The sequence below is a fragment of the Saccharothrix syringae genome, from assembly GCF_009498035.1.
Lineage (GTDB): Bacteria > Actinomycetota > Actinomycetes > Mycobacteriales > Pseudonocardiaceae > Actinosynnema > Actinosynnema syringae.
In genome coordinates this window covers 9,919,812-9,942,735 of the sequence record NZ_CP034550.1, presented here as the reverse complement: position 1 = coordinate 9,942,735, position 22,924 = coordinate 9,919,812, and the positions used below count along the sequence as shown (strand labels likewise).

17 protein-coding genes and 1 pseudogene are annotated in these 22,924 nt (G+C 73.7%); 11 read left to right on the top strand and 7 right to left on the bottom strand.

Annotated elements, in window-relative coordinates; translation table 11 throughout:
- Positions 1-161 precede the first annotated feature (161 nt).
- On the bottom strand, positions 162-662 hold the full coding sequence (locus EKG83_RS41935) for a hypothetical protein (RefSeq protein WP_033434762.1): 501 nt from the start codon (positions 660-662) through the stop codon (positions 162-164).
- Positions 663-825: 163 nt separating this feature from the next.
- Between EKG83_RS41935 and EKG83_RS41930 the strand changes: the two genes are divergently transcribed.
- From EKG83_RS41930 to EKG83_RS49935, 4 genes and pseudogenes are all read left to right on the top strand, one after another.
- A complete protein-coding gene (locus EKG83_RS41930; RefSeq protein WP_033434761.1) occupies positions 826-1,962 on the top strand; it encodes a sensor histidine kinase in 1,137 nt (378 codons plus the stop codon).
- Positions 1,963-1,975: 13 nt separating this feature from the next.
- On the top strand, positions 1,976-2,623 hold the full coding sequence (locus EKG83_RS41925; RefSeq protein WP_033434770.1) for a response regulator: 648 nt from the start codon (positions 1,976-1,978) through the stop codon (positions 2,621-2,623).
- Between the two features lie 63 nt (positions 2,624-2,686).
- A complete protein-coding gene (locus EKG83_RS41920) occupies positions 2,687-3,367 on the top strand; it encodes an alpha/beta hydrolase (protein ID WP_033434760.1) in 681 nt (226 codons plus the stop codon).
- A 32-nt stretch (positions 3,368-3,399) separates the two neighbouring features.
- Positions 3,400-4,314 (top strand): annotated as a pseudogene (locus EKG83_RS49935) (acyltransferase family protein); the annotation flags it as partial.
- Positions 4,315-4,317: 3 nt separating this feature from the next.
- On the opposite strand, the gene EKG83_RS41910 reads toward EKG83_RS49935, so the two are convergent.
- Together EKG83_RS41910 and EKG83_RS41905 are read right to left on the bottom strand one after the other, a co-directional pair.
- The gene (locus tag EKG83_RS41910; protein WP_033434758.1) at positions 4,318-6,471 is read right to left on the bottom strand and encodes a phospholipase A2; all 2,154 of its coding nucleotides are present in this window, start codon (positions 6,469-6,471) and stop codon (positions 4,318-4,320) included.
- A 217-nt stretch (positions 6,472-6,688) separates the two neighbouring features.
- Entirely contained in the window at positions 6,689-7,264 is a 576-nt protein-coding gene (locus EKG83_RS41905; RefSeq protein ID WP_033434757.1) for an SACE_7040 family transcriptional regulator, read from the bottom strand.
- A 189-nt stretch (positions 7,265-7,453) separates the two neighbouring features.
- Here EKG83_RS41905 and EKG83_RS41900 point away from each other — a divergent pair, with 189 nt between their 5' ends.
- The 5 genes from EKG83_RS41900 (at position 7,454) to EKG83_RS41880 (ending at position 14,400) form a co-directional block, all read left to right on the top strand.
- A complete protein-coding gene (locus EKG83_RS41900; protein WP_033434756.1) occupies positions 7,454-8,242 on the top strand; it encodes an SGNH/GDSL hydrolase family protein in 789 nt (262 codons plus the stop codon).
- Positions 8,243-8,356: 114 nt separating this feature from the next.
- Positions 8,357-9,961, top strand: a complete 1,605-nt coding sequence (locus EKG83_RS41895; protein ID WP_033434755.1) for a carboxyl transferase domain-containing protein — start codon at positions 8,357-8,359, stop codon at positions 9,959-9,961.
- 35 nt (positions 9,962-9,996) lie between these two features.
- On the top strand, positions 9,997-11,913 hold the full coding sequence (locus tag EKG83_RS41890; protein ID WP_033434769.1) for an acetyl-CoA carboxylase biotin carboxylase subunit: 1,917 nt from the start codon (positions 9,997-9,999) through the stop codon (positions 11,911-11,913).
- Between the two features lie 3 nt (positions 11,914-11,916).
- Positions 11,917-13,071 (top strand): acyl-CoA dehydrogenase family protein, encoded by a 1,155-nt coding sequence (locus EKG83_RS41885; RefSeq protein WP_033434754.1) that lies wholly within the window; start codon positions 11,917-11,919, stop codon positions 13,069-13,071.
- Between the two features lie 114 nt (positions 13,072-13,185).
- The gene (locus EKG83_RS41880) at positions 13,186-14,400 is read left to right on the top strand and encodes a hypothetical protein (protein WP_033434753.1); all 1,215 of its coding nucleotides are present in this window, start codon (positions 13,186-13,188) and stop codon (positions 14,398-14,400) included.
- Between the two features lie 85 nt (positions 14,401-14,485).
- Here the strand turns inward: EKG83_RS41880 and EKG83_RS41875 are convergent, their stop codons facing one another.
- Together EKG83_RS41875 and EKG83_RS41870 are read right to left on the bottom strand one after the other, a co-directional pair.
- The gene (locus tag EKG83_RS41875) at positions 14,486-15,241 is read right to left on the bottom strand and encodes a crotonase/enoyl-CoA hydratase family protein (RefSeq protein ID WP_033434752.1); all 756 of its coding nucleotides are present in this window, start codon (positions 15,239-15,241) and stop codon (positions 14,486-14,488) included.
- On the bottom strand, positions 15,238-16,830 hold the full coding sequence (locus EKG83_RS41870; RefSeq protein ID WP_033434751.1) for an acyl-CoA dehydrogenase family protein: 1,593 nt from the start codon (positions 16,828-16,830) through the stop codon (positions 15,238-15,240). The genes EKG83_RS41875 and EKG83_RS41870 overlap by 4 nt, the downstream gene beginning before the upstream one ends.
- Positions 16,831-16,917: 87 nt before the next feature.
- Between EKG83_RS41870 and EKG83_RS41865 the strand changes: the two genes are divergently transcribed.
- On the top strand, positions 16,918-18,249 hold the full coding sequence (locus tag EKG83_RS41865; RefSeq protein WP_033434750.1) for an FAD-binding oxidoreductase: 1,332 nt from the start codon (positions 16,918-16,920) through the stop codon (positions 18,247-18,249).
- A gap of 13 nt (positions 18,250-18,262) precedes the next feature.
- Positions 18,263-19,492: an SAM-dependent methyltransferase gene (locus tag EKG83_RS41860; RefSeq protein ID WP_033434749.1), complete on the top strand. Its 1,230-nt coding sequence runs from the start codon at positions 18,263-18,265 to the stop codon at positions 19,490-19,492.
- A gap of 67 nt (positions 19,493-19,559) precedes the next feature.
- On the opposite strand, the gene EKG83_RS41855 is transcribed toward EKG83_RS41860, so the two are convergent.
- Both EKG83_RS41855 and EKG83_RS41850 read right to left on the bottom strand, forming a co-directional pair.
- A complete protein-coding gene (locus EKG83_RS41855) occupies positions 19,560-20,393 on the bottom strand; it encodes a S1C family serine protease (RefSeq protein ID WP_033434748.1) in 834 nt (277 codons plus the stop codon).
- Between the two features lie 45 nt (positions 20,394-20,438).
- The gene (locus EKG83_RS41850) at positions 20,439-22,562 is read right to left on the bottom strand and encodes a putative bifunctional diguanylate cyclase/phosphodiesterase (protein WP_170191946.1); all 2,124 of its coding nucleotides are present in this window, start codon (positions 22,560-22,562) and stop codon (positions 20,439-20,441) included.
- Positions 22,563-22,924: the final 362 nt, after the last annotated feature.

Below are 22,924 nucleotides of genomic sequence, written 5' to 3'. Positions count from 1 at the left end.
GGCGGCGGGCGGTGATGGATAAGTGAGCGGTGATGGATAAACAGGCGCAGGCAGGGCACGGCCCAGGCGGCGACGAGCAGTCGTCCCCGAGCGGTCATCCCCGCCGGCGCGGTCGTCCCCGAGCAGTCGTCCCCGCCGGCGCGGTCATCCCGCCCGAGCCGTCACTCCTCCAGCGCGGCGGCGATCCAGGCCGACACCGGCAGGTCGCGCACCTCGCACTCCACGGCCAGCTTCACCGTCCACCGCAGCGCCTGGAGCACCACCGTGGCCAGCTCCTGCGGCTGCCCGTTGGCCAGCGCGATCTCGATCTGCTCCGCCGCCGCCTCCTGGTCGCCGTGCACCTCGGCCAGCAGCGTGCGGATCGCGGTGCGGACCGGCGGGTCGGCGTCGTCGATCGGCACCTCCTGCCCGTCCTCGTCGAAGACCTGCATCTTCACCGGCGTCGCACCGCCCGAGCCGAGCGCGGCCACCATCTCGCTGCACTCCGAGAACAGCAGCAGCACCAGCTCCCGGATCTCCTCGTTGCCCTCGGGCGAGCCGCTGAGGTAGCCGGTGACCAGGTCGACCGCGACCGCGTCCTCGCCGACCTTGGCGGCGCCCAGGGCCTCGGCGGCCACGGCCTGGAGCCGTGCTCGGCGGTCCGGATCTTGCTGGGGGTGCATGCGGCGGCCATCTTCCGGGGGAGAGTAGGTGTGCACAGCTCTTGCCTATTGCCTACCCGGTGGTGTTCGGCTGAAGCAACGCCTTGTCGGCCGGCGTGGTACTCCGGTATGACCCACCACGGGTGCATGTGCCCGGTTACCCGCTCCGCCTAGCATCAGCCGCATGGTCCGCACTTTCCTCCGGGTCGTGCTGCTCCGCGACCGCACGCGGATCTTCGAGGGCACCCGCCTGCGCCGGCCCGTCTGCGCGTTGCTGCTGGTCTGGGCCCTGGTCGTGGCGATCAACGCCAGTGCGGACTACGTCGCGCACGACGACCCGGACGGGTGGTGGCCGCTGTTGTTCGGGCTGGTCACCGGCAGCTACGCCCTCCTGCTCTACTCCCCGCTGGGCGCGTGGCGGCTCGCCACGGCCGGCCTGGTGGTCGCGCGGCTGTTGCAGGAACCCGAAGGCTCGCTGCTCAACGCCTGGCACTGGTGCTGGTACCTGCCGGTGCTGGTGGCCGTCGGCATGGTCCACGCCGGGCGGGTCGCGCTGACCGTGGGCGCGCTGACCGCCGGCGCGGTGTCCGCGCTCGCCCTGCTGCTGGCCCGGGTCGAGGCGCAGGGGGAGGCGCCCACGACGATCGCCCTGCTGCTGCTCCTGCTCCTGGTCGGGTACGCGTTCGGCGCGCGCGGGCGGGCCGAGCGGCGGTTCCACGCCGAGCGGGACGCCAAGGCGGCGCTGGAGGAGCGGGCCCGCATCGCGCGCGAGATGCACGACGTGGTCGCGCACCACATGTCGAAGGTGGTCGTGCGCTGCGAGACGGCGCCCTACCGGATCGCCGGCCTGCCCGGGGCGGCCCTGCGGGAGTTCACCGAGCTGGGCGCGGACGCCCGGGCGGCGATCACCGACATGCAGGGGCTGCTGGGCGTGCTGCGGGCGGCGGACCAGCGGGCCGACCGGGTGCCGCAGCCCGGGCTGGCCGACATCCGCGCGCTGCACGCCGGGGCCGAGCTGCCCGCCGTCGAGGTGCCCGGTGCGGTGGGGCTGACCGCGTACCGCGTCGTCCAGGAGGCGCTGACCAACGCGGAGCGGCACGCGCCCGGCTCGTCGACGTCCGTCTCGGTCGGGTTCGAGGGCGGTGAGCTGCGGGTCGTCGTGCGCAACACGGCGGGCGGGCCGTCGCGCGGCGGCGGTGGCGGGCACGGCCTGCGGGGGATGCGCGAGCGGGTGGCGGTGCACGGCGGCGAGGTGACCGCGGGGCCCACCGGGGACGGCGGGTTCGAGGTGCGGGCGGTGATCCCCGCCGGGCGGGGCTGACGGGGGTGTGGCGTTGATCAAGGTGCTGGTCGCGGACGACCAGGAGATGGTGCGCGAGGGCTTCTCGGCCCTGCTGGACGCCCAGCCGGACATCGAGGTGGTGGGGTCGGCGGGCGACGGCGCCGAGGCGGTGGCGCTGGCCCGGCGGCTGGCGCCGGACGTGGTGCTCATGGACATCCGGATGCCCGGCACGGACGGCCTGACCGCGACCCGGCTGCTGGCCGACGACCCGGTCAGGGTGCTCGTGCTGACCACGTTCGACCTGGACGACTACGTCTACGAGGCGCTGCGGGCCGGGGCCAGCGGGTTCCTGCTCAAGCACGCCCCGGCGGGCGACCTGCTGGCGGCGGTGCGGGTGGTGGCGCGCGGCGAGGCGCTGCTGGCGCCGTCGGTGACCAAGCGGCTGATCGAGGACTTCGTCCGGTCGCGGCCGGTGCGGGCGGTCCGGCCGGCGGCGCTGGACGTGCTCACCGAGCGGGAGACCGAGGTGCTGCGGCTGGTCGCGCAGGGGCTGTCCAACGGCGAGATCGCCGGGCACCTGGTGCTGGCCGAGCAGACGGTGAAGACGCACGTGAGCCGGGTGCTGACGAAGCTCGGCCTGCGGGACCGGGCGCAGGCGGTGATCGCGGCCTACGAGTCCGGGCTCGTGGTACCCCGGTAGGGCCCGGGGGACGGTACGGCGGGGTGACGATCCGGGGCGGGTCGCCTCCCTAGCTTCCGGGGCGTGCTCAAGAGGATCGCTCTGTTGACGGCGTCGCTGGTGCTCGCGACGCCCGGTGGGACGGCTGCCGCGTTCTCCCCGCGGGTCGAGGTGGTGGGGGATCTGGCGCGGGCCGCGCACGTGGTCGTGGTGGTGCCGGGGTCCGATGTGGACGGTCGTCGGTTCGGCGCGACGGTCGGGCGGGCGGCGCGCGCGTTGCACGCGGAGGTCGGGCGCGCGGACGTGGCGGTGGTGGCCTGGCTGGGGTACCGGACGCCGTCCGGGCTCGGCGTGGACGCGGCGGCCGGGCGGTTGGCGCGGGAGGGTGCGCGGGCGCTGGACGCCTACGTGCGCGCGCTGCCGGGGCGGGTGCACGTGGTGTGCCACAGCTACGGGTCGGTGGTGTGCGGGCTGGCCCGGCCGCCGGTGGAGGACCTGGTGCTCCTCGGGTCGCCGGGGGTGCGCGCGGGGTCGGTGGGCGAGTTCGGCGGGACCCGGGTGTGGGCGGCGCGGGGGAGCCGGGACTGGGTGCGGTGGGTGCCCGGGGTGCGGTTGGGGGACCTGGGGCACGGGGTCGACCCGGTGGCGCCGGGGTTCGGCGCGCGGGTGTTCGACGCCGGGGACGCCGAGCACGACGGGTACTTCCGGGCCGGGTCGGTCGCGTTGCGCGCGGTGGCCCGGATCGTGGTGGGCGGGCAGCCGTGAGCCGGGGTGGGGCGGACCCGGGGCGGGACGGGATGGCCGCGAGCCCGGACGGGGCGGCCTCGGGTCGGGGCGTGGCGGCGGCGGGTTCGGCGGGGCGGGACCGGGTCGTCGACGCCGTGCGGGCGCTGGCCGTCGGCGGCGTGGTGCTGGGGCACTGGCTGGTGACCGCGCCGGTGCCCACGCCCGAGGGCCTGGTGGTGGACAGCCCGCTGCGGTGGGTGCCCGACCTGGCCCCGTTCACCTGGGTGCTGCAGACGCTGGGCCTGTTCTTCTTCGTCGGCGGGTTCGGCGCGGCCCGGTCGACCGCGCCGTGGTGGCGGCGGGTGCGGCGGCTGCTGCCACCGGTGGCGGTGCTGCTCGGCGCGTGGGCGGCGGTCCTGTTCGGGTTGTCGCTGCGCGGGTTGCCGCAGCAGACGGTGTGGACCGTCGGCTACCTGGTCGTCACGCCGCTGTGGTTCCTCTGCGTGCACGTCCTGCTGTCGGCGCTGACCCCGCTGCTCGATCGGGTCGGGTGGTGGGGCGTGGTCGTGCCGGTCGGCCTGGTGGCGCTGGACCTGGGCTGGGTGAACGTGCTCGCGGTGTGGTGCGCGCCGTGGCAGGTGGGTGTGCTGGCGGCCCGGCGCGGGCTGCGCCGGTCGTGGGGTGCGGCGCTGTTCGGGGTGGGCGCTCTGGCGTTCGCCTGGCTGCTGGCGGCGGGCTACCCGGCCAGCGCGGTGGGCGTGCCGGGTGCGGCGGTGTCGAACCTGGCGCCGCCGTCGGCCGCGGCGCTCGCGCTGGCGCTGGCGCAGGTCGGGCTGGTGCTGCTGGTCCAGCCCTCGTTCCGGGCGACCGCGGTGAACGCCCACGCGCTGCCGCTGTTCCTCACCCACCAGAGCGCGCTGCTGGTGGTGGTGCTGGTCGGGTCGGCGCTCGGGTCGCTGCGCGGCCTGAACACGCCGCCGTCGGACGGGCTATGGGTGCTGGAGCGCTTCACGTGGCTGCCGCTGTTCCTCGCGGTGTGCCTGGTCCTGCTTCGGTACCGCCGCCAGCAGGGCGATCGCGATCGTCGCGCCGTGCAGGGCGATCTCGGCGCCGCCGGGGGCCAGCACCAGCAGGGGCGGCACGCAGGCCAGCGCGGTCAGCAGCCAGGGCCGGCGGGCGTGGCAGGTGCCGGTGTGCGCGGTGTGCAGCAGGTACCAGCCGAGCAGCAGGTGGATCAGGTTCTGCAGGGGGTCGACCCGGAACAGCACCAGCGTGGCGGCCTCGCCCGCGAACCCGGTGACCACGAACCCGAGCACGCCGAGCGCGCCGTAGCCGACGCCGAGGGTGACGGCCAGCCGGGTGCGGTGGGTCTCCCGGGTGCGGCACGGCGGGTGGGCGGCGGCCCGCTCGAAGCGGTGGAACAGCAGCAGCACGGGCAGGAGCAGCAGCACCAGCACGGCCAGCCAGCGGGGCCTGCTGACCACCCAGCCGAACGCGGCGGGCCCGTCGAGGACCCCGAACAGCCCCACCACGGCGGCCAGGGCGGTGAGGTAGCCGAGGTAGACCGTCATCGGGGCGGTGCGGGCGAACTCCACGACCCGCCAGGTGCGGTGCCCCTCCAGCCACGCGGTCACCCGGGGCCGCAGCAGCAGCACCAGGCAGACCTGGGCCAGGCCGAGCACCAGCAGGCAGGCGGTCGGCGGGCTGAGGTTCGAGGTGCCCTCGCCGGGCAGCGGCATCATGGTCCGCGGGTAGCCGCCGAACGTGATCAGCGCCAGCAGCACGGGCACGGCCGCGGCGGCGAGCGCGGCGAGGGCGCGGCGCGGGAGGCGCAGCAGGCTCCCGTCGGCGTAGTGGAACCCGATCTGCTGGAGGAGCAGGACGCCGAGCAGCAGGTTCAGGTAGCCGCCGGTGCGCCAGGCGAAGCCGATGCGCAGCGCGTCGACCAGGATCATCAGCGCGACCAGGCCGACCGGGGTGACCAGGCGGGCGGTGCGGTGCAGCCGGGCCATCAGCGGCGTGGCGGCCACCGCGACGAGGTAGAGGCCCAGGAACCACAGCGGCTGGGCGATCAGCCTGCCGAACAGCTCGACCCGCGACTTGTCCACGTCGAGCAACTCCAGCGGGAGCGGGAGGACCAGCCAGGCCAGCACGAACGCCAGCACCGGGCGCAGCAGCCAGGACGTGCGGGCGGCCAGGTAGCGGCCGTAGCCGCCGTGCTCGGCCTCGACGGCGCGCCAGCTGACCAGGTTGGCGTGGCCGCCCGCGAAGTAGAACACCGGGGTGGCCTGGAGGAACCAGGTGAGCAGCCACAGCCAGTTCGCGCTCAGGCCGGCCCAGTGCAGGACGGTCAGCACCGACTGGCCGATCACGACCAGGCCCAGGGCGGCTAAGCGGAGGAAGGTGGCGTAGCGGTCGGGTTGCCCCCGGCGTTGCGGGGGGCCGGTGGTGGGTCCGGGGCGGCGGTCCGGGCGCGGCAGCCGGGCGATGAGCAGGAACACCACGACGGCGCTGCCGAAGCCCCAGGCCAGGACCGGTTCGTGACCGGGAGGGCCCCAGCGCTGGCGCCACGAGTTGAAGTCCATGCCCGCGGTGTAGAGCTGGGCGGTGGCGTGGCAGCGGCCGGCGTTGCCGCGGGGGTTGAGGTCGCACTGGGCGTGCATGTCGTGGGAGAGGCGGTCGTCGAGGGCCTGCCGCGCCTGCCGGTCGAGGGGGCGGCCCTTGGCCTCGGCGTAGCGGAGCAGGTCGTAGCCGAGGTCGTGGGCCCGGCAGCCGACGCCGAAGTCCCACTCGGTGTCGCCTGCCGGGCCGGAGCAGCCGCCGTTGGGGTCGATGGCGCGGGTGGTGCCGTCGGGGGCGGTGACGACGCGCGGGACGCGGTGCACGACCTCGGTGAAGTCCGCCGGGAACTCGACCAGCGGGCTGACCTCGGATGGGCCGGTCATCGCGTTCACCGCCCGTGCGGCCGCGGCGACGTCGCCGGTGGGCGGTGCCGGATCGGTGGCCCCCGCGGGGCGCGAGGCGATCACCCCGCACACGAAGACGGCCACCGTGACGACCGTGAACCGGAACCAGGCGGGCAGGCGGGCGAGCAGCCGGAGCCCCGGCCACCCCCCGGCGGTGTTCACCGACTCGTCACCCATCGGTCCGCCAGGCTACGGAATCCCCCACCCCCCACACCAACCCCTTACCCCAACCGTGTCCACCCCGCGAGTCGAACCTCCGGACCCGTCGTGTCGAACGCTCAGGACCCCCGAGTTCCACATTCGCGCACCCAGGAGCGAGCCCGAATGTGGAACTCGACGGTCCTGGAGGTTCGACACGACGGTCCTGGAGGTTCGACTCGCGCGGGTTTGCGGGTTAGGCGAGGGCGCCGGAGAGGGAGGCCAGGGCCATGCGGGAGAGGAGCTTGGCCATCTGGTCGCGGTCCAGGTGGGCGCTGTGCGGGGTGGAGTTGATCAGGCCGAAGACGGCGTGGGCGGCGGCTCGGGCGGTGGGTTCGTCGACTTCGGGGGAGGTCTTGCGGATCGCCTCGACCCAGACTTCGACGTAGCGGCGTTGCAGCGCTCGGACGCGGCGGCGGTCGGGGTCGGTCAGGTTGGCCAGGTTGCGGATCTGGACGGTGATCAGGGCCGGGTCGTCCAGCGCGAAGTCGACGTGCCAGCGGATCAGTTCGCGCAGCGCGTGGTCGGGGTCGGTGGCCACCTCGACGCGCGCCTGGCCGCCGTCGAGCAGGCGTTGGCTGATCTGCGTCAGCATCTCGCCCAGCATCGCGTCCTTGCTGCGGAAGTGGCGGTAGAGGGCCGGGCCGGAAATGCCCACCGCGGCACCGATGTCGTCGATGCCCACGCCGTGGAAGCCGTGCCTGGCGAACAGTTCGGCGGCCGCGGCCAGGATCTGGTCGCGTCGGCTCTGCTTCACGGGTTCGTCCGCCACGCCGCCATCTTAAGCGGCCCGACCACCGGGAGTAAACGGCCGTTAACCCCGGTGCCACATGAAGATCGTTTACTACTTTCGGTAACACGCTGTTAACTCTTGACCCACTCTGTTGATCGACACCTCCCTGCTGATACCTGTTGTTGTGCTTCGCATCACACCCTGCGTTGTTTCCCTCGGGAGGCTCCGATGCGCCTTGTCAAAACCCTGTCCAGCGCCGCGCTGGCCCTAGCCGCGTCGCTGGCGCTGATCACGCCGGCCGAGGCCGCCGGCGCGAACTACGTCGCGCTCGGCGACTCCTACTCGTCCGGCACCGGCACCGGCTCGTACTACAGCGACTCCGGCAGCTGCAAGCGCAGCCAGTACGCCTACCCGGCGCTGTGGGCCGCCGCGAACGCGCCCGCGTCCTTCAAGTTCGTGGCCTGCTCCGGTGCCCGCACGGGCGACGTGCTCAACAACCAGCTGAGCGCGCTGTCCTCGACCACCTCGCTGGTCAGCATCTCGATCGGTGGGAACGACGCGGGCTTCTCCGACGTCATCACCACCTGCACCCTGGGCACCGACTCGACCTGCGTCAACCGCGTCAACCAGGCCAAGTCCTACGTCACCGGCACCCTGCCCGGCCTGCTGGACAACGTCTACGCCCAGATCCGCAACCGGGCGCCGTCGGCCCGGGTGGTGGTGCTCGGCTACCCGCGGATGTACCAGGTGCCCGGCTCCTGCTCGGTCGGCCTGAGCGACACCAAGCGGGCCGCGATCAACTCCGCCTCCGACACCCTGTACCAGGTCATCTCCGCCCGCGCGGCGGCGAAGTCGTTCGCCTACCGCGACGTGCGCGGCGCGTTCACCGGGCACGAGATCTGCTCGTCGGACTGGTGGCTGAACAGCCTGTCCTGGCCGGTCGAGGAGTCCTACCACCCCAACCGCAACGGCCAGCGGCTCGGCTACCTGCCGCAGTTCGCCTCGGCCGCAGGCTGAGCGGGCGGCTTCACCCGGAGGGGGTCGCGCGAGCGGCCCCCTCCGGCTTGTCCGGACCCGTTAACAAGCGATAACATCTCCTCAGGTTAACGATGGCTAACCGCGAGGAGCCCGATGGACGCCCCGGTGCTGCGCAGCGCCGCCGACAAGTCGGCCGACGCCTTCCGGCGCTACCGCGACGAGCACGCCCGCCTGGTCGACGAGCTGCGCGCCAAGCTGCGCGCGGCGGCCCTCGGCGGGCCGGAGAAGGCGCGTGAGCGCCACGTCGCCCGCGGCAAGCTGCTGCCGCGCGAGCGCGTGGACACCCTGCTCGACCCCGGCTCGCCGTTCCTGGAGCTGTCCCCGCTGGCCGCCGACGGCCTGTACGGCGACGAGGCGCCGGCCGCGGGCATCATCACCGGCGTCGGTCGCGTCTCCGGCCGTGAGGTCGTGGTCGTGGCCAACGACGCCACCGTCAAGGGCGGCACCTACTACCCGATGACGGTCAAGAAGCACCTCCGCGCGCAGGAGGTGGCGCTGCACAACAACCTGCCGTGCGTCTACCTGGTGGACTCCGGCGGCGCGTTCCTGCCGCGCCAGGACGAGGTGTTCCCCGACCGCGAGCACTTCGGCCGCATCTTCTACAACCAGGCCACCATGTCCGCCCGCGGCATCCCGCAGGTCGCCGCCGTCCTCGGCTCCTGCACGGCGGGCGGCGCGTACGTGCCGGCCATGTCCGACGAGGCGGTCATCGTGCGCGGCCAGGGCACGATCTTCCTGGGCGGCCCGCCGCTGGTGAAGGCCGCGACCGGCGAGGTCGTCACCGCCGAGGAGCTGGGCGGCGGCGAGCTGCACTCGCGCACCTCCGGCGTCACCGACCACCTCGCCGAGGACGACGGGCACGCGCTGCGCATCGTCCGCTCGATCATCAGCACGCTGGGCCCGCGCCCGCCGCGCCCCTGGCAGGTGGAGCCGAGCGCCGAGCCGGCCGTCGACCCCGCCGAGCTGTACGGGGTGGTGCCCACCGACAGCCGCACCCCCTACGACGTGCGCGAGGTGATCGCCCGCATCGTCGACGGCAGCCGGTTCCAGGAGTTCAAGAAGGAGTACGGCGCCACGCTCGTCACCGGGTTCGCGCGCGTCCACGGCCACCCGGTCGGCATCGTGGCCAACAACGGCGTGCTGTTCGGCGAGTCGGCCCTGAAGGGCGCGCACTTCATCCAGCTGTGCGACCAGCGCAGCGTGCCCCTGCTGTTCCTGCAGAACATCAGCGGCTTCATGGTCGGCCGCGAGTACGAGGCGGCGGGCATCGCCAAGCACGGCGCGAAGATGGTCACCGCGGTGGCGTGCGCGCGGGTGCCGAAGTTCACCGTGGTCATCGGCGGGTCGTTCGGCGCGGGCAACTACTCGATGTGCGGGCGGGCCTACTCGCCCCGGTTCCTGTGGATGTGGCCCAACGCCCGGATCTCGGTGATGGGCGGCGAGCAGGCGGCGTCGGTGCTGGCCACGGTGCGGCGCGACCAGCTCGGCGACTCCTGGTCGGCCGAGGACGAGGAGGCGTTCAAGGCGCCGATCCGGCGGCAGTACGAGGACCAGGGCAACCCGTACTACTCCACGGCCCGGCTGTGGGACGACGGCGTGATCGACCCGCTCGACACGCGCACCGTCCTGGGGCTGGCGCTGTCCGCGGCGGCCAACGCCCCGATCGAGCCCGTTTCCTACGGCGTCTTCCGGATGTGATGGGGATGGTGGGCGAAGAGATGTCGCGCCGGGAGATGTTCGACAGCGTCCTGGTGGCCAACCGCGGTGAGATCGCGGTGCGGGTGATCCGGGCGCTGCGCGGGCTCGGCATCCGGTCCGTCGCCGTCTACAGCGACGCCGACGCCGACGCGCGGCACGTGCGGCTGGCCGACGAGGCGGTGCGGCTCGGCCCGGCGGCGGCCCGGGAGAGCTACCTGTCGATCGAGCGGGTCGTCGAGGCGGCCCTGGCGACGGGCGCGCGGGCCGTGCACCCCGGCTACGGCTTCCTGGCCGAGAACGCCGAGTTCGCCCGCGCGTGCGACAAGGCGGGCCTGGTGTTCATCGGGCCGCCCGCCGAGGCGATCGAGGCGATGGGCGACAAGATCCGCGCCAAGCTGACCGTGTCCGCGGCCGGGGTGCCGGTGGTGCCCGGGCGCACCGAGGTCGGCATGACCGACGACGACCTGGTGGCCGCGTCGGCCGAGATCGGGTTCCCGGTGCTGCTCAAGCCGTCCGCGGGCGGTGGCGGCAAGGGCATGCGGCTGGTGCGCTCCGCCGACGACCTGCGCGAGGCGATCGAGTCGGCCCGGCGGGAGGCGCGCGGGTCGTTCGGCGACGACGCCCTGCTGGTGGAGCGGTTCGTCGACAACCCCCGGCACATCGAGATCCAGGTGCTGGCCGACGCGCACGGCACCGTCGTCCACCTCGGCGAGCGCGAGTGCAGCCTCCAGCGGCGGCACCAGAAGATCATCGAGGAGGCGCCGTCGCCGCTGCTGACCCCCGAGCGGCGCGAGGCCATGGGCCGGGCGGCGGTGGAGGCGGCGCGGTCGGTCGGGTACGTCGGCGCGGGCACCGTGGAGTTCATCGTCGACGGCGCGACCGGCGACTACTACTTCATGGAGATGAACACCCGGCTCCAGGTCGAGCACCCGGTGACCGAGCTGGTCACCGGCGTGGACCTGGTCGAGCAGCAGCTGCGGGTGGCGGCGGGCGAACCGCTCGGGTTCTCCTCGGTCGAGCTGACCGGGCACGCGGTCGAGGCGCGGGTGTACGCGGAGGACCCGGCGCGCGGGTTCCTGCCGACCGGCGGCACGGTGCTGGCGCTGGCCGAGCCGGAGGGCGTGCGGGTGGACTCGGCGCTGCGCGTCGGCCTGACCGTCGGCAGCGACTATGACCCGATGCTGGCCAAGGTCGTCGCGCACGGCGCCACCCGGGCCGAGGCGCTGCGGCGGCTGCGCGCGGCGCTCGGCCGGTTCGTGCTGCTGGGCGTGACCACGAACATCCCGTTCCTGCGGGCGCTGCTGGCCGACGAGGACGTGCGGGCGGGCGACCTGGACACCGGGCTGGTGGAGCGCAAGCTCGACGCGCTGGTGGCCGCGGACCGGCCGGACGAGGTGCTGGCCGCGGCGGCGCTGGAGCGGCAGCTCTCGCTGCGCGGCGACGACCCGTGGGAGCGCGGCGACGGGTGGCGCGTCGGCGAGCACGCGTGGACCACGTGGCTGATCGACGGCGTGCCGGTGCGCGTGCGCGGCGACGAGGTGTCGGTGGACGGCGGTGAGCCGGTGCGGCTGCGCGCCGCCGTCGAGGGCTCGTCGCTGGTGGTCGGCACCCGGCGGTACGCGATGGCGCGGGCCGGCGACGTGCTGTGGCTCGGCGCGGACGGCGGCGCGTGGGCGCTGACCGAGACCCGTCCCGCGGAGGTGGCGGGCACCGCCGCGGCGGCCGGCGGCGGGCCGGTGACCAGCCCGATGCCCGGCACGGTGCTCGTGGTGCGCGCGGCGGCCGGCGACGAGGTGACCGCGGGCCAGCCGCTGTTCGTGGTCGAAGCGATGAAGATGGAGCACACCGTCACGGCACCCGTGGCGGGCGTGCTCGCCGAAGTCCGCGTCCGGGCCGGCCAACAGGTCGCGCTGGACGAACCCCTGGCCGTCGTCGTGCCCCACGAGGAGTGAACGATGTTGGACTTCCGCCTTGACGAGGAACACGAGGCGCTGCGCAAGACCGTCGAGGAGTTCGCGCGGGCCGAGGTCGCGCCCGTGATCGGCGGGTACTACGAGCGCGAGGAGTTCCCGTACGGGATCGTCGCCAAGATGGGGCGGATGGGCCTGTTCGGCCTGCCGTTCCCCGAGGAGCACGGCGGCATGGGCGGCGACTACTTCGCGCTGTGCCTGGCGCTGGAGGAGCTGGCGCGGGTCGACTCGTCGGTGGCGATCACGCTGGAGGCGGGCGTCTCGCTCGGCGCCATGCCGATCCACCGGTTCGGCACGGACGAGCAGAAGGCGACGTGGCTGCCGCGGATGGCGGCCGGCGAGGTGCTCGGCGCGTTCGGCCTGACCGAGCCGGGCGGCGGTTCGGACGCGGGCGCCCTGCGCACCACGGCCCGGCTCGACGGCGACGAGTGGGTGCTCAACGGGACCAAGGCGTTCATCACCAACTCGGGCACGGACATCACCGGCCTGGTCACGGTGGCGGCGGTGACCGGGCGGCGGGAGGACGGCAAGCCGGAGATCTCGGCGATCCTGGTGCCGTCGGGCACGCCCGGGTTCAGCGTGTCGCGCAAGTACTCCAAGGTCGGGTGGAACGCCTCGGACACGCGCGAGCTGTCGTTCCAGGACTGCCGGGTGCCGGCGGCCAACCTGGTCGGCGCGCGGGGGCGCGGGTACGCCCAGTTCCTCCAGACGCTGGACGAGGGGCGCATCGCCATCGCCGCGATCGGGGTGGGGCTGGCGCAGGGGTGCGTGGACGAGTGCCTGCGGTACGTGGGTGAGCGCGAGGCGTTCGGGCGCAAGATCGGCGAGTACCAGGCGATCCAGTTCAAGATCGCGGAGATGGAGGCCCGCACGCACGTCGCGAGGCTGGCCTACTACCAGGCGGCGGCGAAGATGCTGCGCGGCGAGCCGTTCAAGCGGGAGGCGGCGATCGCGAAGCTGGTGTCGTCGGAGGCGGCGGTGGACAACGCGCGCGAGGCCACGCAGGTGTTCGGCGGGTACGGGTTCATGAACGAGTTCCCGGTGGGGCGGTTCTACCGGGACGCGAAGATCCTGGAGATCGGCGAGGGGACCAGCGAGGTGCAGAAGATGCTGATCGCGCGGGAGCTGGGGCTGGGGTGACCCACCGGTCCGCACCCGGTGGGGCGTTCGCCCCGCCGGGGTGGACGACCGTGATCGTGATCACTGCGTGAGCATTCGGCTACATCCGGTTGAACACCGGGTTACGGTCGAATCATGAGGATTTCTCGCAACAGGCGCCTGGCCCTGCTGGCGGCGACCGCGCTGGCCCTGGGCCTGGTGCCGGCCGTCGCGCCGGCCGCCCTGGCGGACGACACCGCCGTCAAGCTCGACGCGGCGGACTTCCAGCTCCGCCGCAGCGCCAACGACGCCGACTACAACGCCCTGGTGGCCGCCCTGCCCAACGTCGCCGTCCCCGCCGTCCTCGACGACGCCAACCGCACCGCCCGCCGCCTCGGCGCGAGCGAGGGCCAGCTCCTGTCCCCGGCCTTCGCCGCGGGCTTCGCCTGGCAGGACGGCGACGACCACACCCCCGACTGGCGGCCCCAGGGCATCACCACCAGCAGCGACGCCTACGACGACGGGCTCTACCAGGGCCGCAAGGTCGTCCTGGTCTCCTGGTACGGCCTGGAGAACGGCACCGCCGCCGACAAGGGCGCGCGGATCAGCTTCGTCGACCGCACCGACCCGCTGAAGCCGGTGTACCGGCACGTGCTGCTGGTGGAGCCCACCACCTCCGGCGGGCAGCCCAGCTTCGCCTCCACCGACCCCAACCACGCGGGCGGCATCACCTGGTACGGCGACCTGCTCTACGTCGCGAGCACCGACCACGTCCGCGTCTACGACCTGCGCGACATCCTGAAGGTGTCCACCGCCGACGACACCAAGATCGGCCGCGCCGCCAACGGCGCGTACTACGCCTACGGCTACCAGTACGTGCTGCCGCAGAAGTTCACCTACCGGCCCGTGGACGCGACGAAGAACATCAGGTTCTCCGCGATCGCCCTCGACCGCTCCACCACGCCCGACAGCGTCATCGTCACCGAGTACAGCGAGATCGGCGACGGCAGCCGGCTGTTCCGCTGGGACATCAACGCCGACAACCGCGAGCTGTTCGCCGCGAACGGCGTGGCCACGGCAAGCTGGGCTTACCAGGTGAACATCATCAGCATGCAGGGCGCGGCCGCCGTCGACGGGGGCAACGGGCCCGACAACGCCACGTACTACATCACCCGCAGCAAGGGCGAGAGCACCCGCGGCGACCTGCTGGTGTGGAAGCCGGGCAACCTGGCGAAGATGTACCCCGGCATGTGGCCGATCGGCCCGGAGGACATGGCCTACCGGAAGTCGACCGACGAGATGTGGACCGTGACCGAGTACGCGGACATGCGGTACGTCCTGTCCATCACGGCGGCGACCGTCGCGCCGTAACGGCGTCGAACGGCCCGGCGTCGAACGGCCCGGCGCCCAACGGCCCGGCGTCGAACGGCTCGGCGGCACCCCGCCGCCGAGCCGGCTAGAACCTCCCGTGCCGCCCCTCGCCCGCCCGGAACCGCCGCACCCCGGCCTCCACCTCGCGCAGCGACACCACCCCGCGGTCGCGCTCGTTGGCCAGCGCCTCCTCCTCCGGCAGCCCCTCCTGCTCCAGCACCGACAACCGGTCCTGCCGCAGGCACAGCTGGGGGAACCCGGCCACCTCCCGCGCCAGCTCCTCGGCCGCCGCCCGCGAGGTGCCGTTGGGCACCACCCGGTTCGCCAGGCCGATCCGCAGCGCCTCGCCCGAGTGCACCGGCCGCCCGGTCAGGATCAGGTCCATCGCCCGCGACGTGCCGATCAGCCGGGGCAGCCGCACCGTGCCGCCGTCGACCAGGGGCACGCCCCAGCGCCGGCAGAAGACGCCGAACACCGCGTCCTCCTCCACCACCCGCAGGTCGCACCACAGCGCCAGCTCCAGCCCGCCGGCCACGGCGTGGCCCGCCACGGCGGCGATCACCGGCTTGGACAGGCGCAGCCTGGTCGGTCCCATCGGGCCCGACGGCGACAGCGGGTCGTTGCCGCGCCCGGTGCCCACCGCCTTCAGGTCCGCGCCCGCGCAGAACGTGCCGCCCTCGCCGTGCAGCACGGCCACCGACGCGGTCGGGTCCTCGTCGAACTCGCGGAACACCTCGGTCAGCGTGTGGGCGGTGGGCCCGTCGACGGCGTTGCGCACGTCCGGGCGGTCCAGCAGGACGGTGAACACCGGTCCCGAGCGCTCTACCCGCACCGTGCTCACGGCTTCGGCAGCCCCCGCTCCACGATCGCGCCGAAGTCCACCCCGCGCGGCAGCGTGCCGAAGGCGACGCCCCAGTCGCCGGACAGCCGGGACGCGCAGAACGCGTCCGCCACGGCCGGGTGCCCGTAGCGCACCAGCAGCGCGCCCTGCAGCGCCAGCGCCATCCGCTCGACCAGCCTGCGCGCCCGCACCTCCAGGTCGGTCACGTCCGCCAGCTCGCCCTTGAGCGCGTCGACCGCCGCGTCCAGCCGCCGGTCGGCGCCGCGCGCCGCGTCCAGCTCGGCGAAGAACTCCTCGACCGCGGCGGGGGACCGGCCGAGCGCGCGCAGCACGTCCAGCGCCGCCACGTTGCCCGAACCCTCCCAGATGGACATCAGCGGCGACTCGCGGAACAGCCGCGGCAGGCCCGAGTCCTCGACGTAACCGTTGCCGCCCAGGCACTCCAGCGCCTCGGCGGCGTGCGCCGGGCCCCGCTTGCACACCCAGTACTTGGTCACCGCCAGCCCCAGCCGGCTGCGGTTGCCCGCCAGCCACAGCGCCGCCGTGGTCGCGGCCTCGGACTCCACGGCCAGGTCGGCCAGCACGTTGCGCATCGCGGGCTGGTCGACCAGGTACGCGCCGAACGCCTTGCGGTGCGCGGCGTGGTGCGTGGCCTGGGTCAGGCCCGACCGCATGCCCGCGGCCGAGCCGAGCACGCAGTCCAGGCGCGTCATGTTGACCATCTCGATGATGGTCCGCACGCCCCGGCCCTCCTCGCCGACCAGCCAGCCGACCGCGCCGTCGTACTCGACCTCGGCCGAGGCGTTGGACTTGTTGCCCAGCTTGTCCTTGAGCCGCTGGAGGAACAGCGCGTTGCGGGTGCCGTCGGGCAGCACGCGCGGCACCAGGAAGCACGACAGGCCGCCCGGCGCCTGGGCCAGCGTGAGGAACACGTCGGACATCGGGGCCGAGGTGAACCACTTGTGCCCGGTGAGCAGGTAGCCGTCCCCGGCGGGCACCGCGCGGGTGGTGTTCGCGCGCACGTCCGAGCCGCCCTGCTTCTCGGTCATCGACATGCCCGCGATCAGGCCGCGCTTGCCCTCGGGGGCGCGCAGGCCGAAGTCGTACTCGCGGGAGGCCAGCAGCGGTTCGAAGCGCGCGGCCAGCCCCGGCGAGGCCCGCAGCGCGGGCACGGCGGCGTAGGTCATCGAGATCGGGCACCCGTGCCCGGCCTCGGCCTGGCTCCACACGTAGAACTTGGCGGCCCGCGCCACGTGCGCGCCCGGCCGGTCGTCCCGCCACGGCGCGGCGTGCAGGCCGTGGCGCACGGCGGTGGTCATCAGCTCGTGCCAGGCCGGGTGGAACTCGACCTCGTCCACCCGGTGCCCGTACCGGTCGTGGGTGTGCAACACGGGCGGGTGAACATTGGCCAGCCGGCCGAGGTCCTGCACCCGGGCGGTGCCGGCCAGCGCGCCGAGTTCCCGCAGCTCCGGTTCGGCCCACGCGGCGCCGCCGCGGTGCAGGCCGTCCAGCAGCGCCGGGTCGGCGGCGACGTCGTGGTCGACCAGGGGCGGGACCTGGTTGGTCACCTCGTGCGTGACGCGCGTCATGCCGGTCAGGGTACTACTGGTCGGTAACTTCGTGTACCGGCGAAATCGGGGGTGCTGATCAAGCCGTTCCGGCCTACCGTCTGACCGGTGAGCGATCACGAGCGGGCGGTGGCGGCGCTGCGCGCCCAGTACGCGGCGGTACCGGCGGGCGCACCCGTGCGCCTGGCCAAGTCGACGTCGAACCTGTTCCGGTTCCGCGCCGACCCCTCCGGCGGGCTCGACGTGGGGCAATTCGACCGGGTGCTCTCGGTCGACCGGGAGGCGCGCACCGCGCAGGTCCAGGGCATGACGACCTACGAGCACCTGGTCGACGCCACCCTGCCGCACGGGCTGATGCCGCTGGTGGTGCCCCAGCTCAAGACCATCACCCTCGGCGGCGCCGTGGCGGGCCTGGGCATCGAGTCCAGCTCGTTCCGCAACGGGCTGCCGCACGAGTCCGTGCTGGAGCTGGAGGTCATGACCGGCGCGGGCGGCGTGGAGGTGGTCAAACCGGGTGACGACCTCTTCCGCGGGTTCCCGAATTCCTACGGCACCCTCGGCTACGCGCTGCGGCTGGAGATCGAGCTGGAGCCGGTCTCGCCGCACGTGCGGCTGCGGCACGTGCCGTTCCGGGACGCGGCCGAGTGCGCCGAGGTCGTCGAGGCCGTCTGTGCCGATCGGACATACCAGGACGAACCGGTCGACTTCATCGACGGCACCGTGTTCTCCGCCGGCGAGCAGTACCTCACCCTGGCCAACTGGACCACCACCGCGCCGTGGACGTCGGACTACACCGGCAACGACATCTACTACCGGTCGATCCCGGCCCGGCACACCGACTACCTGACCGCGCGGGACTACCTGTGGCGGTGGGACACCGACTGGTTCTGGTGCTCGCGCGCGTTCGGCGTGCAGCACCCGCTGGTGCGGCGCCTGGTGCCCAAGCGCTACCTGCGGTCGGACGTGTACCGCAGGGTGGTGGCCTGGGACCGGCGGCACCGCTTCTCCGACCGGCTGAACAAGGCCGTGCAGGAGCCGGTGATCCAGGACGTGGAGATCCCGGTGGACCGGCTCGCCGAGTTCCTGGACTTCTTCCACCGCGAGATCGGCATCAGCCCGGTGTGGCTGTGCCCGCTGAGGCTGCGGGACCGCGCGGGCTGGCCGCTGTACCCGATGGACCCGGACGTGCTCTACGTCAACGTCGGCTTCTGGTCCGCGGTGTCGCTGCGCCCGGACGAGGAGCTGGGCAGCCGCAACCGCCTGATCGAGGCCGAGGTCACCCGGCTGGGCGGGCACAAGTCGCTGTACTCCGACTCCTACTACGGCGAAGAGGAGTTCTGGGACCACTACAACGGGTCCGCCTACCGGGCGCTCAAGCGGCGCTACGACCCCGACGGGCGGTTGCCGGACCTGTACGCCAAGTGCGTTCTGCGCGGATGAAGGGAGCCAGGTCGTGCGGTTGGCTGAGGTGTTCCAGCGGGCGGTCGGCGGGGAGGACGTCGGCTTCACCGCCTACGACGGCAGCCGGGCGGGTCCGGCCGACGCCGGCGTGCGGATCGAGGTGCGCTCGCCGGAGGCGCTGAGCTACCTGGCGTCGGCACCGGGCGAGCTGGGCCTGGCCCGCGCGTACGTGACCGGCCACCTGGAGATCGTCGGCGACGTGTACGGGGCGCTGACGCGCCTGTCGGAGCTGTCGCTGCGCGAGGTGCCGTGGGGCCAGCGGCTGGGGCTGCTGACCACCCTGGGCAGGGCCCGGCTGGGCACGAAGGTCGAGCCGCCGCCGCAGGAGCGGCGGTTGCGGGGGCTGCGGCACTCCAAGGCGCGGGACCGCGAGGCCATCGCCCACCACTACGACGTGTCCAACACCTTCTACGAGTGGCTGCTCGGGCCGTCCATGGCCTACACGTGCGCGGTGTACCCGTCGGCGGGTGCCACGCTGGAGGAGGCGCAGTTCGCCAAGCACGACCTGGTGGCGCGCAAGCTCGGGCTCAAGCCCGGGATGCGGCTGCTCGACGTGGGCTGCGGGTGGGGCGGGATGGTCATGCACGCGGCGCGCGAGTACGGCGTGCGCGCGCTCGGCGTCACCCTGTCGCGCAACCAGGCGGAGTGGGCGCGCAAGGCCATCGCCGAGGCCGGTCTGTCCGATCTGGCCGAGGTGCGGCACCTGGACTACCGGGACGTGCGCGAGGGCGACTTCGACGCGGTCAGCTCGATCGGCCTCACCGAGCACATCGGCAAGGCCAAGCTGCCCGCGTACTTCCGGGCCCTGCACCGCAAGCTGCGGCCCGGTGGCCGGCTGCTCAACCACTGCATCACCCGGCCGGACAACCGGCAGCCCGCGCGCACCGGCGGGTTCATCAACCGGTACGTGTTCCCCGACGGCGAGCTGGTCGGGCCCGGGCACATCGTGTCGCTGGTGCACGACACCGGGTTCGAGGTGCGGCACGAGGAGAACCTGCGCGAGCACTACGCGCTGACGCTCGCCGCGTGGAGCCGCAACCTCGACGAGCGGTGGGACGAGGCGGTGGCCGAGGTCGGCCTGGGCCGCGCCCGGGTGTGGCGGCTGTACCTGGCCGCGTCGCGGCTGGGGTTCGAGCGCAACAACATCCAGCTGCACCAGGTGCTGGGCGTGAAGCTCGACGGGACGTCCTCGGGGATGCCCCTGCGGCCCGACTGGGCCTGACGGGCGGTGACCGCGCTCCGGGCGCTCAAGGGGATTCCCTTGAGCGCCCGAGTGGTCGTCCCGGCCGTCAGGCGAGCCCGGACACGATCCGCTGGACCTCGTTGGACGGGATCGCGAACCCGATGCCCACGCTGCCCGCCTCACCGCCGTCCGACGCCGGCGAGTAGATCGCCGAGTTGATGCCGACGACCTCGCCGGCCGAGTCGACCAGCGGCCCGCCCGAGTTGCCCGGGTTGATCGAGGCGTCGGTCTGGATCGCCTGGTAGCTCACCGACGAGCCGCGGCGGCCGGTGGTGGCCGGGACGGTCACCGTGCGGTCGAGGGCGCTGACGATGCCCGAGGTCACGGTGCCCTGGAGCCCTTCCGGCGAGCCGACGGCCACCACCTGGTCGCCGATCCTGACCTGGTCGGAGTCGGCGAACCGCGCCGGCGTCAGCCCGCTCACGCCCTCGGCCTGCACCACGGCCAGGTCGCTGGACGCGTCGGTGCCGACGACCGCCGCGTCGACGGTCCGGCCGTCGTTCAGGGTGACGGTGACCTCGCGGGCGCCGTCGACCACGTGGTTGTTGGTCAGGACCCGCCCGTCGGAGGTCAGCACCACGCCCGAACCGAGCCCCTGGCCCTGCGCGCCGGTCACGTTGACCTGCACCACGCTCGGCAGCACCGCGGCGGCGACGGCCGAGACGTCCGCGGTGGTGCCCGAACCCGTTCGCAGCGCCGCCGCGCTGCCGGTCACGCGCGTGCCCGCGTCCGGCGCGTTCAGCGCGCCGACCACGCCACCGGTGACCCCGCCGAACAGCGCCGCGGCCAGCGTCGCCGAGGCCACGACCGTGCCGGTGCGCCGCCAGAACGGCGCCCGTTCCTGCAACGACCCGCGCATCGCGGGGAAGTCCTCTGCCATGCACCCACTGTCGCGCCGCGGTCTGTGAGCAGCCTGAGCGTCCCGTCAGGACTTGCCAAGAATCCGGGCCACGCCGTCCGCGGGCAGCGGTTCGCCGAACAGCGGGCCCTGCACGGCCGTCACGCCCAGCTCGGCCAGGCGCCGCTCCTCGGCCTCCGTGCGCACGTCCGCCGCGTGCACCGGGACGCCGAAGGACATCACCCAGCCGATCAGCTTGATCGCCACGTCCTCCTCCAGCGGGTCCGCGCCCTCCGCGAGCCCGCGGACCGGACCGCCCTGGAACTTCAGCCCGCTCAGCGGCAGCGTGCGCAGCCGCTCGGTCCACGGGTTGCCGCCGCCGACGCGGTCGAGCACCAGGTCCACGCCGTGCTCGGTGAGGATGGACAGCTCCTCCAGCTGCTCGTCGCTGACCAGGCCGAGCATCCGCTGGTCGACCTCCAGCTTCAGCCCGGACGCGGGCAGGCCGCTCTCCCGCAGCACCCGGCGGACCTCGGCCACCAGCTCCGGCTCCTGGCACTGCCGGGCGGTCAGGTCCATGGTCAGCACGGGCGCCGCCGCGCCGAACTCCGCGTGCCAGCGCGCCGCGTCGTGGCACGCCTGCTCCAGGGCCCACGCGCCGAGCCGCGCGGCCATGCCGGTGCTCGCGACCAGCGACTCCAGCTCCAGCGGGTCGACCAGGCCCTCCTCCGGGTGGTCCCAGCGCAGCCGCGCCTCCAGGGCCACCAGCGACCGGTCCACCGGCGAGTACACGGGTTCGTAGTCCACCCGGAAGTCGCCCTGCTCCAGCCCTCCGGCGACGGACGCGGCGAGCCGCAGCGGGGTCCGCTGGCGCCGGTCGCGCTCGGGGTCGTACAGGGCCCACTGGGCCTTGCCGTCCTCCTTGGCCCACCGCACCGTCAGGTCGACGCACCGCAGCAGGTCCGCCGCGTCCCCGCCGCGCGCGCCCCGCACCACCACGCCGACGCTGGCGGACACGCCGACGCCGTCCTCGCCGACCCACACCGGTTCGGCCAGCAGGTCCAGGGCCTCCTCGACCAGCGCCACCACGGTCGGCACGTCGACCGGGTCGCGGATCAGCACGGCGAACTCGTCGGCGCCGGTCCGGGCGAGCTGCCCGACGTCGCCGAACACCGACCGCAGGTGCCCGGCCACGGCGGCGAGCACCCGGTCGCCGACCTCGTGCCCGAACGCGTCGTTGACCACCCGGAACCCGTCGAGGTCGAACACGACCAGCGCGAGCGTCGCCGGTCCCCGGCTGCCGACGGCGTTCTCCAGCCAGCCGACGAACTGCGCGCGGTTGGCCAGGCCGGTGCGGACGTCGTTCAGGCTCTGCCGCACGAGCTGGCTCTGGAGGGCGCGCACCTCGTCCAGGCTCTCCAGCACGGCCACGTAGTAGGCGGGCGCGCCGGAGTCGTCGCGCACCAGCGCCACCGCCACCAGCGCGGCCACCGGCTCGCCGTCGCCGCCCATCAGCCGCAGCTCCGCGCGCACGTGGTCGTGCTCGTCCGCGGTCAGCCGCTCGGCCAGCCGGGTCAGCGCCGCCTGGTCGCCGGGGTGCACCAGCTCGCGGCCGCTCGCGCCGACCAGCTCCTCGGCGGGGCGGCCGAGCATCGCCAGCATGGCGTCGTTGCAGTCGAGCAGCACGCCGTCGAGGGCGGTGACCGCGATGGCCGCGGGCGAGGTGCGGAACACCGCGCGGAACTTGGCCTCGCTGGCCCGCAGCGCCAGCTCGGCCGACCGGGTGAGCCGCAGCACGCGGGTCTGGGTCTGCTCCTGCTGGTCGAGGGTGCGCACCCGCAGGCCGTCGGCGAAGCCCGCGGCGAGCGCGCCGAGCACGCTCATCAGCCGCTTGGTCCGCTCGACGGGCAGGTTGAAGTGCTCCAGGACGTGGTCGCCGAGGAACGCGAGCGTGCGCTCCAGCGTGAGGGCGGAGACCAGGCCGTGCTCGACCATCGCGCGGCCCACGCGCTGCACGGTGCTGGTGGGGCCGTCGTGGCGCAGCGCGGTGTGCAGGTCGGTGGTGAACGAGGCCAGCAGGGCTTCCAGGCGCGGGCGCGGCAGGACCGACACCGCGGTCGAGCCGATCGCGGCGGCCCACCGGTGCGCGAACTGGCCCCGGCTGTCCCCGGGCTCCTCACCCGGCCGCGGCGCGCCTGCCTGTTCGACCATCTTCATTCAGCTCTGCGGGCCAATCGTCGAGGGCCAACCGTCGCCGGCGTATCGCGCGACGGGATCACCGCGATACGTCGACGTGCGCATTTCCGGCCTTTTGTCACTCGAATGGTGCAAGGGTGGACCTTGGGGCGCGATTCAGCTTAGTGGTCACCCTCGGGGAGGGCGCAAGACGATCACCGCCGCCCCGCCCCCGACCCCCGCCGCCAGCCCCGACCGCCCCACCCGGCCCCGCGCCGCCGCCGTCCTGCACACACATGCGCGCCGACCACCACAATCGCGCACAAAGGTGATTTCCCCGCCACCCGCCGCCTAATTCAGGGGTCACGACCCCCAAACGCACGACGCGCCGGGTGGAA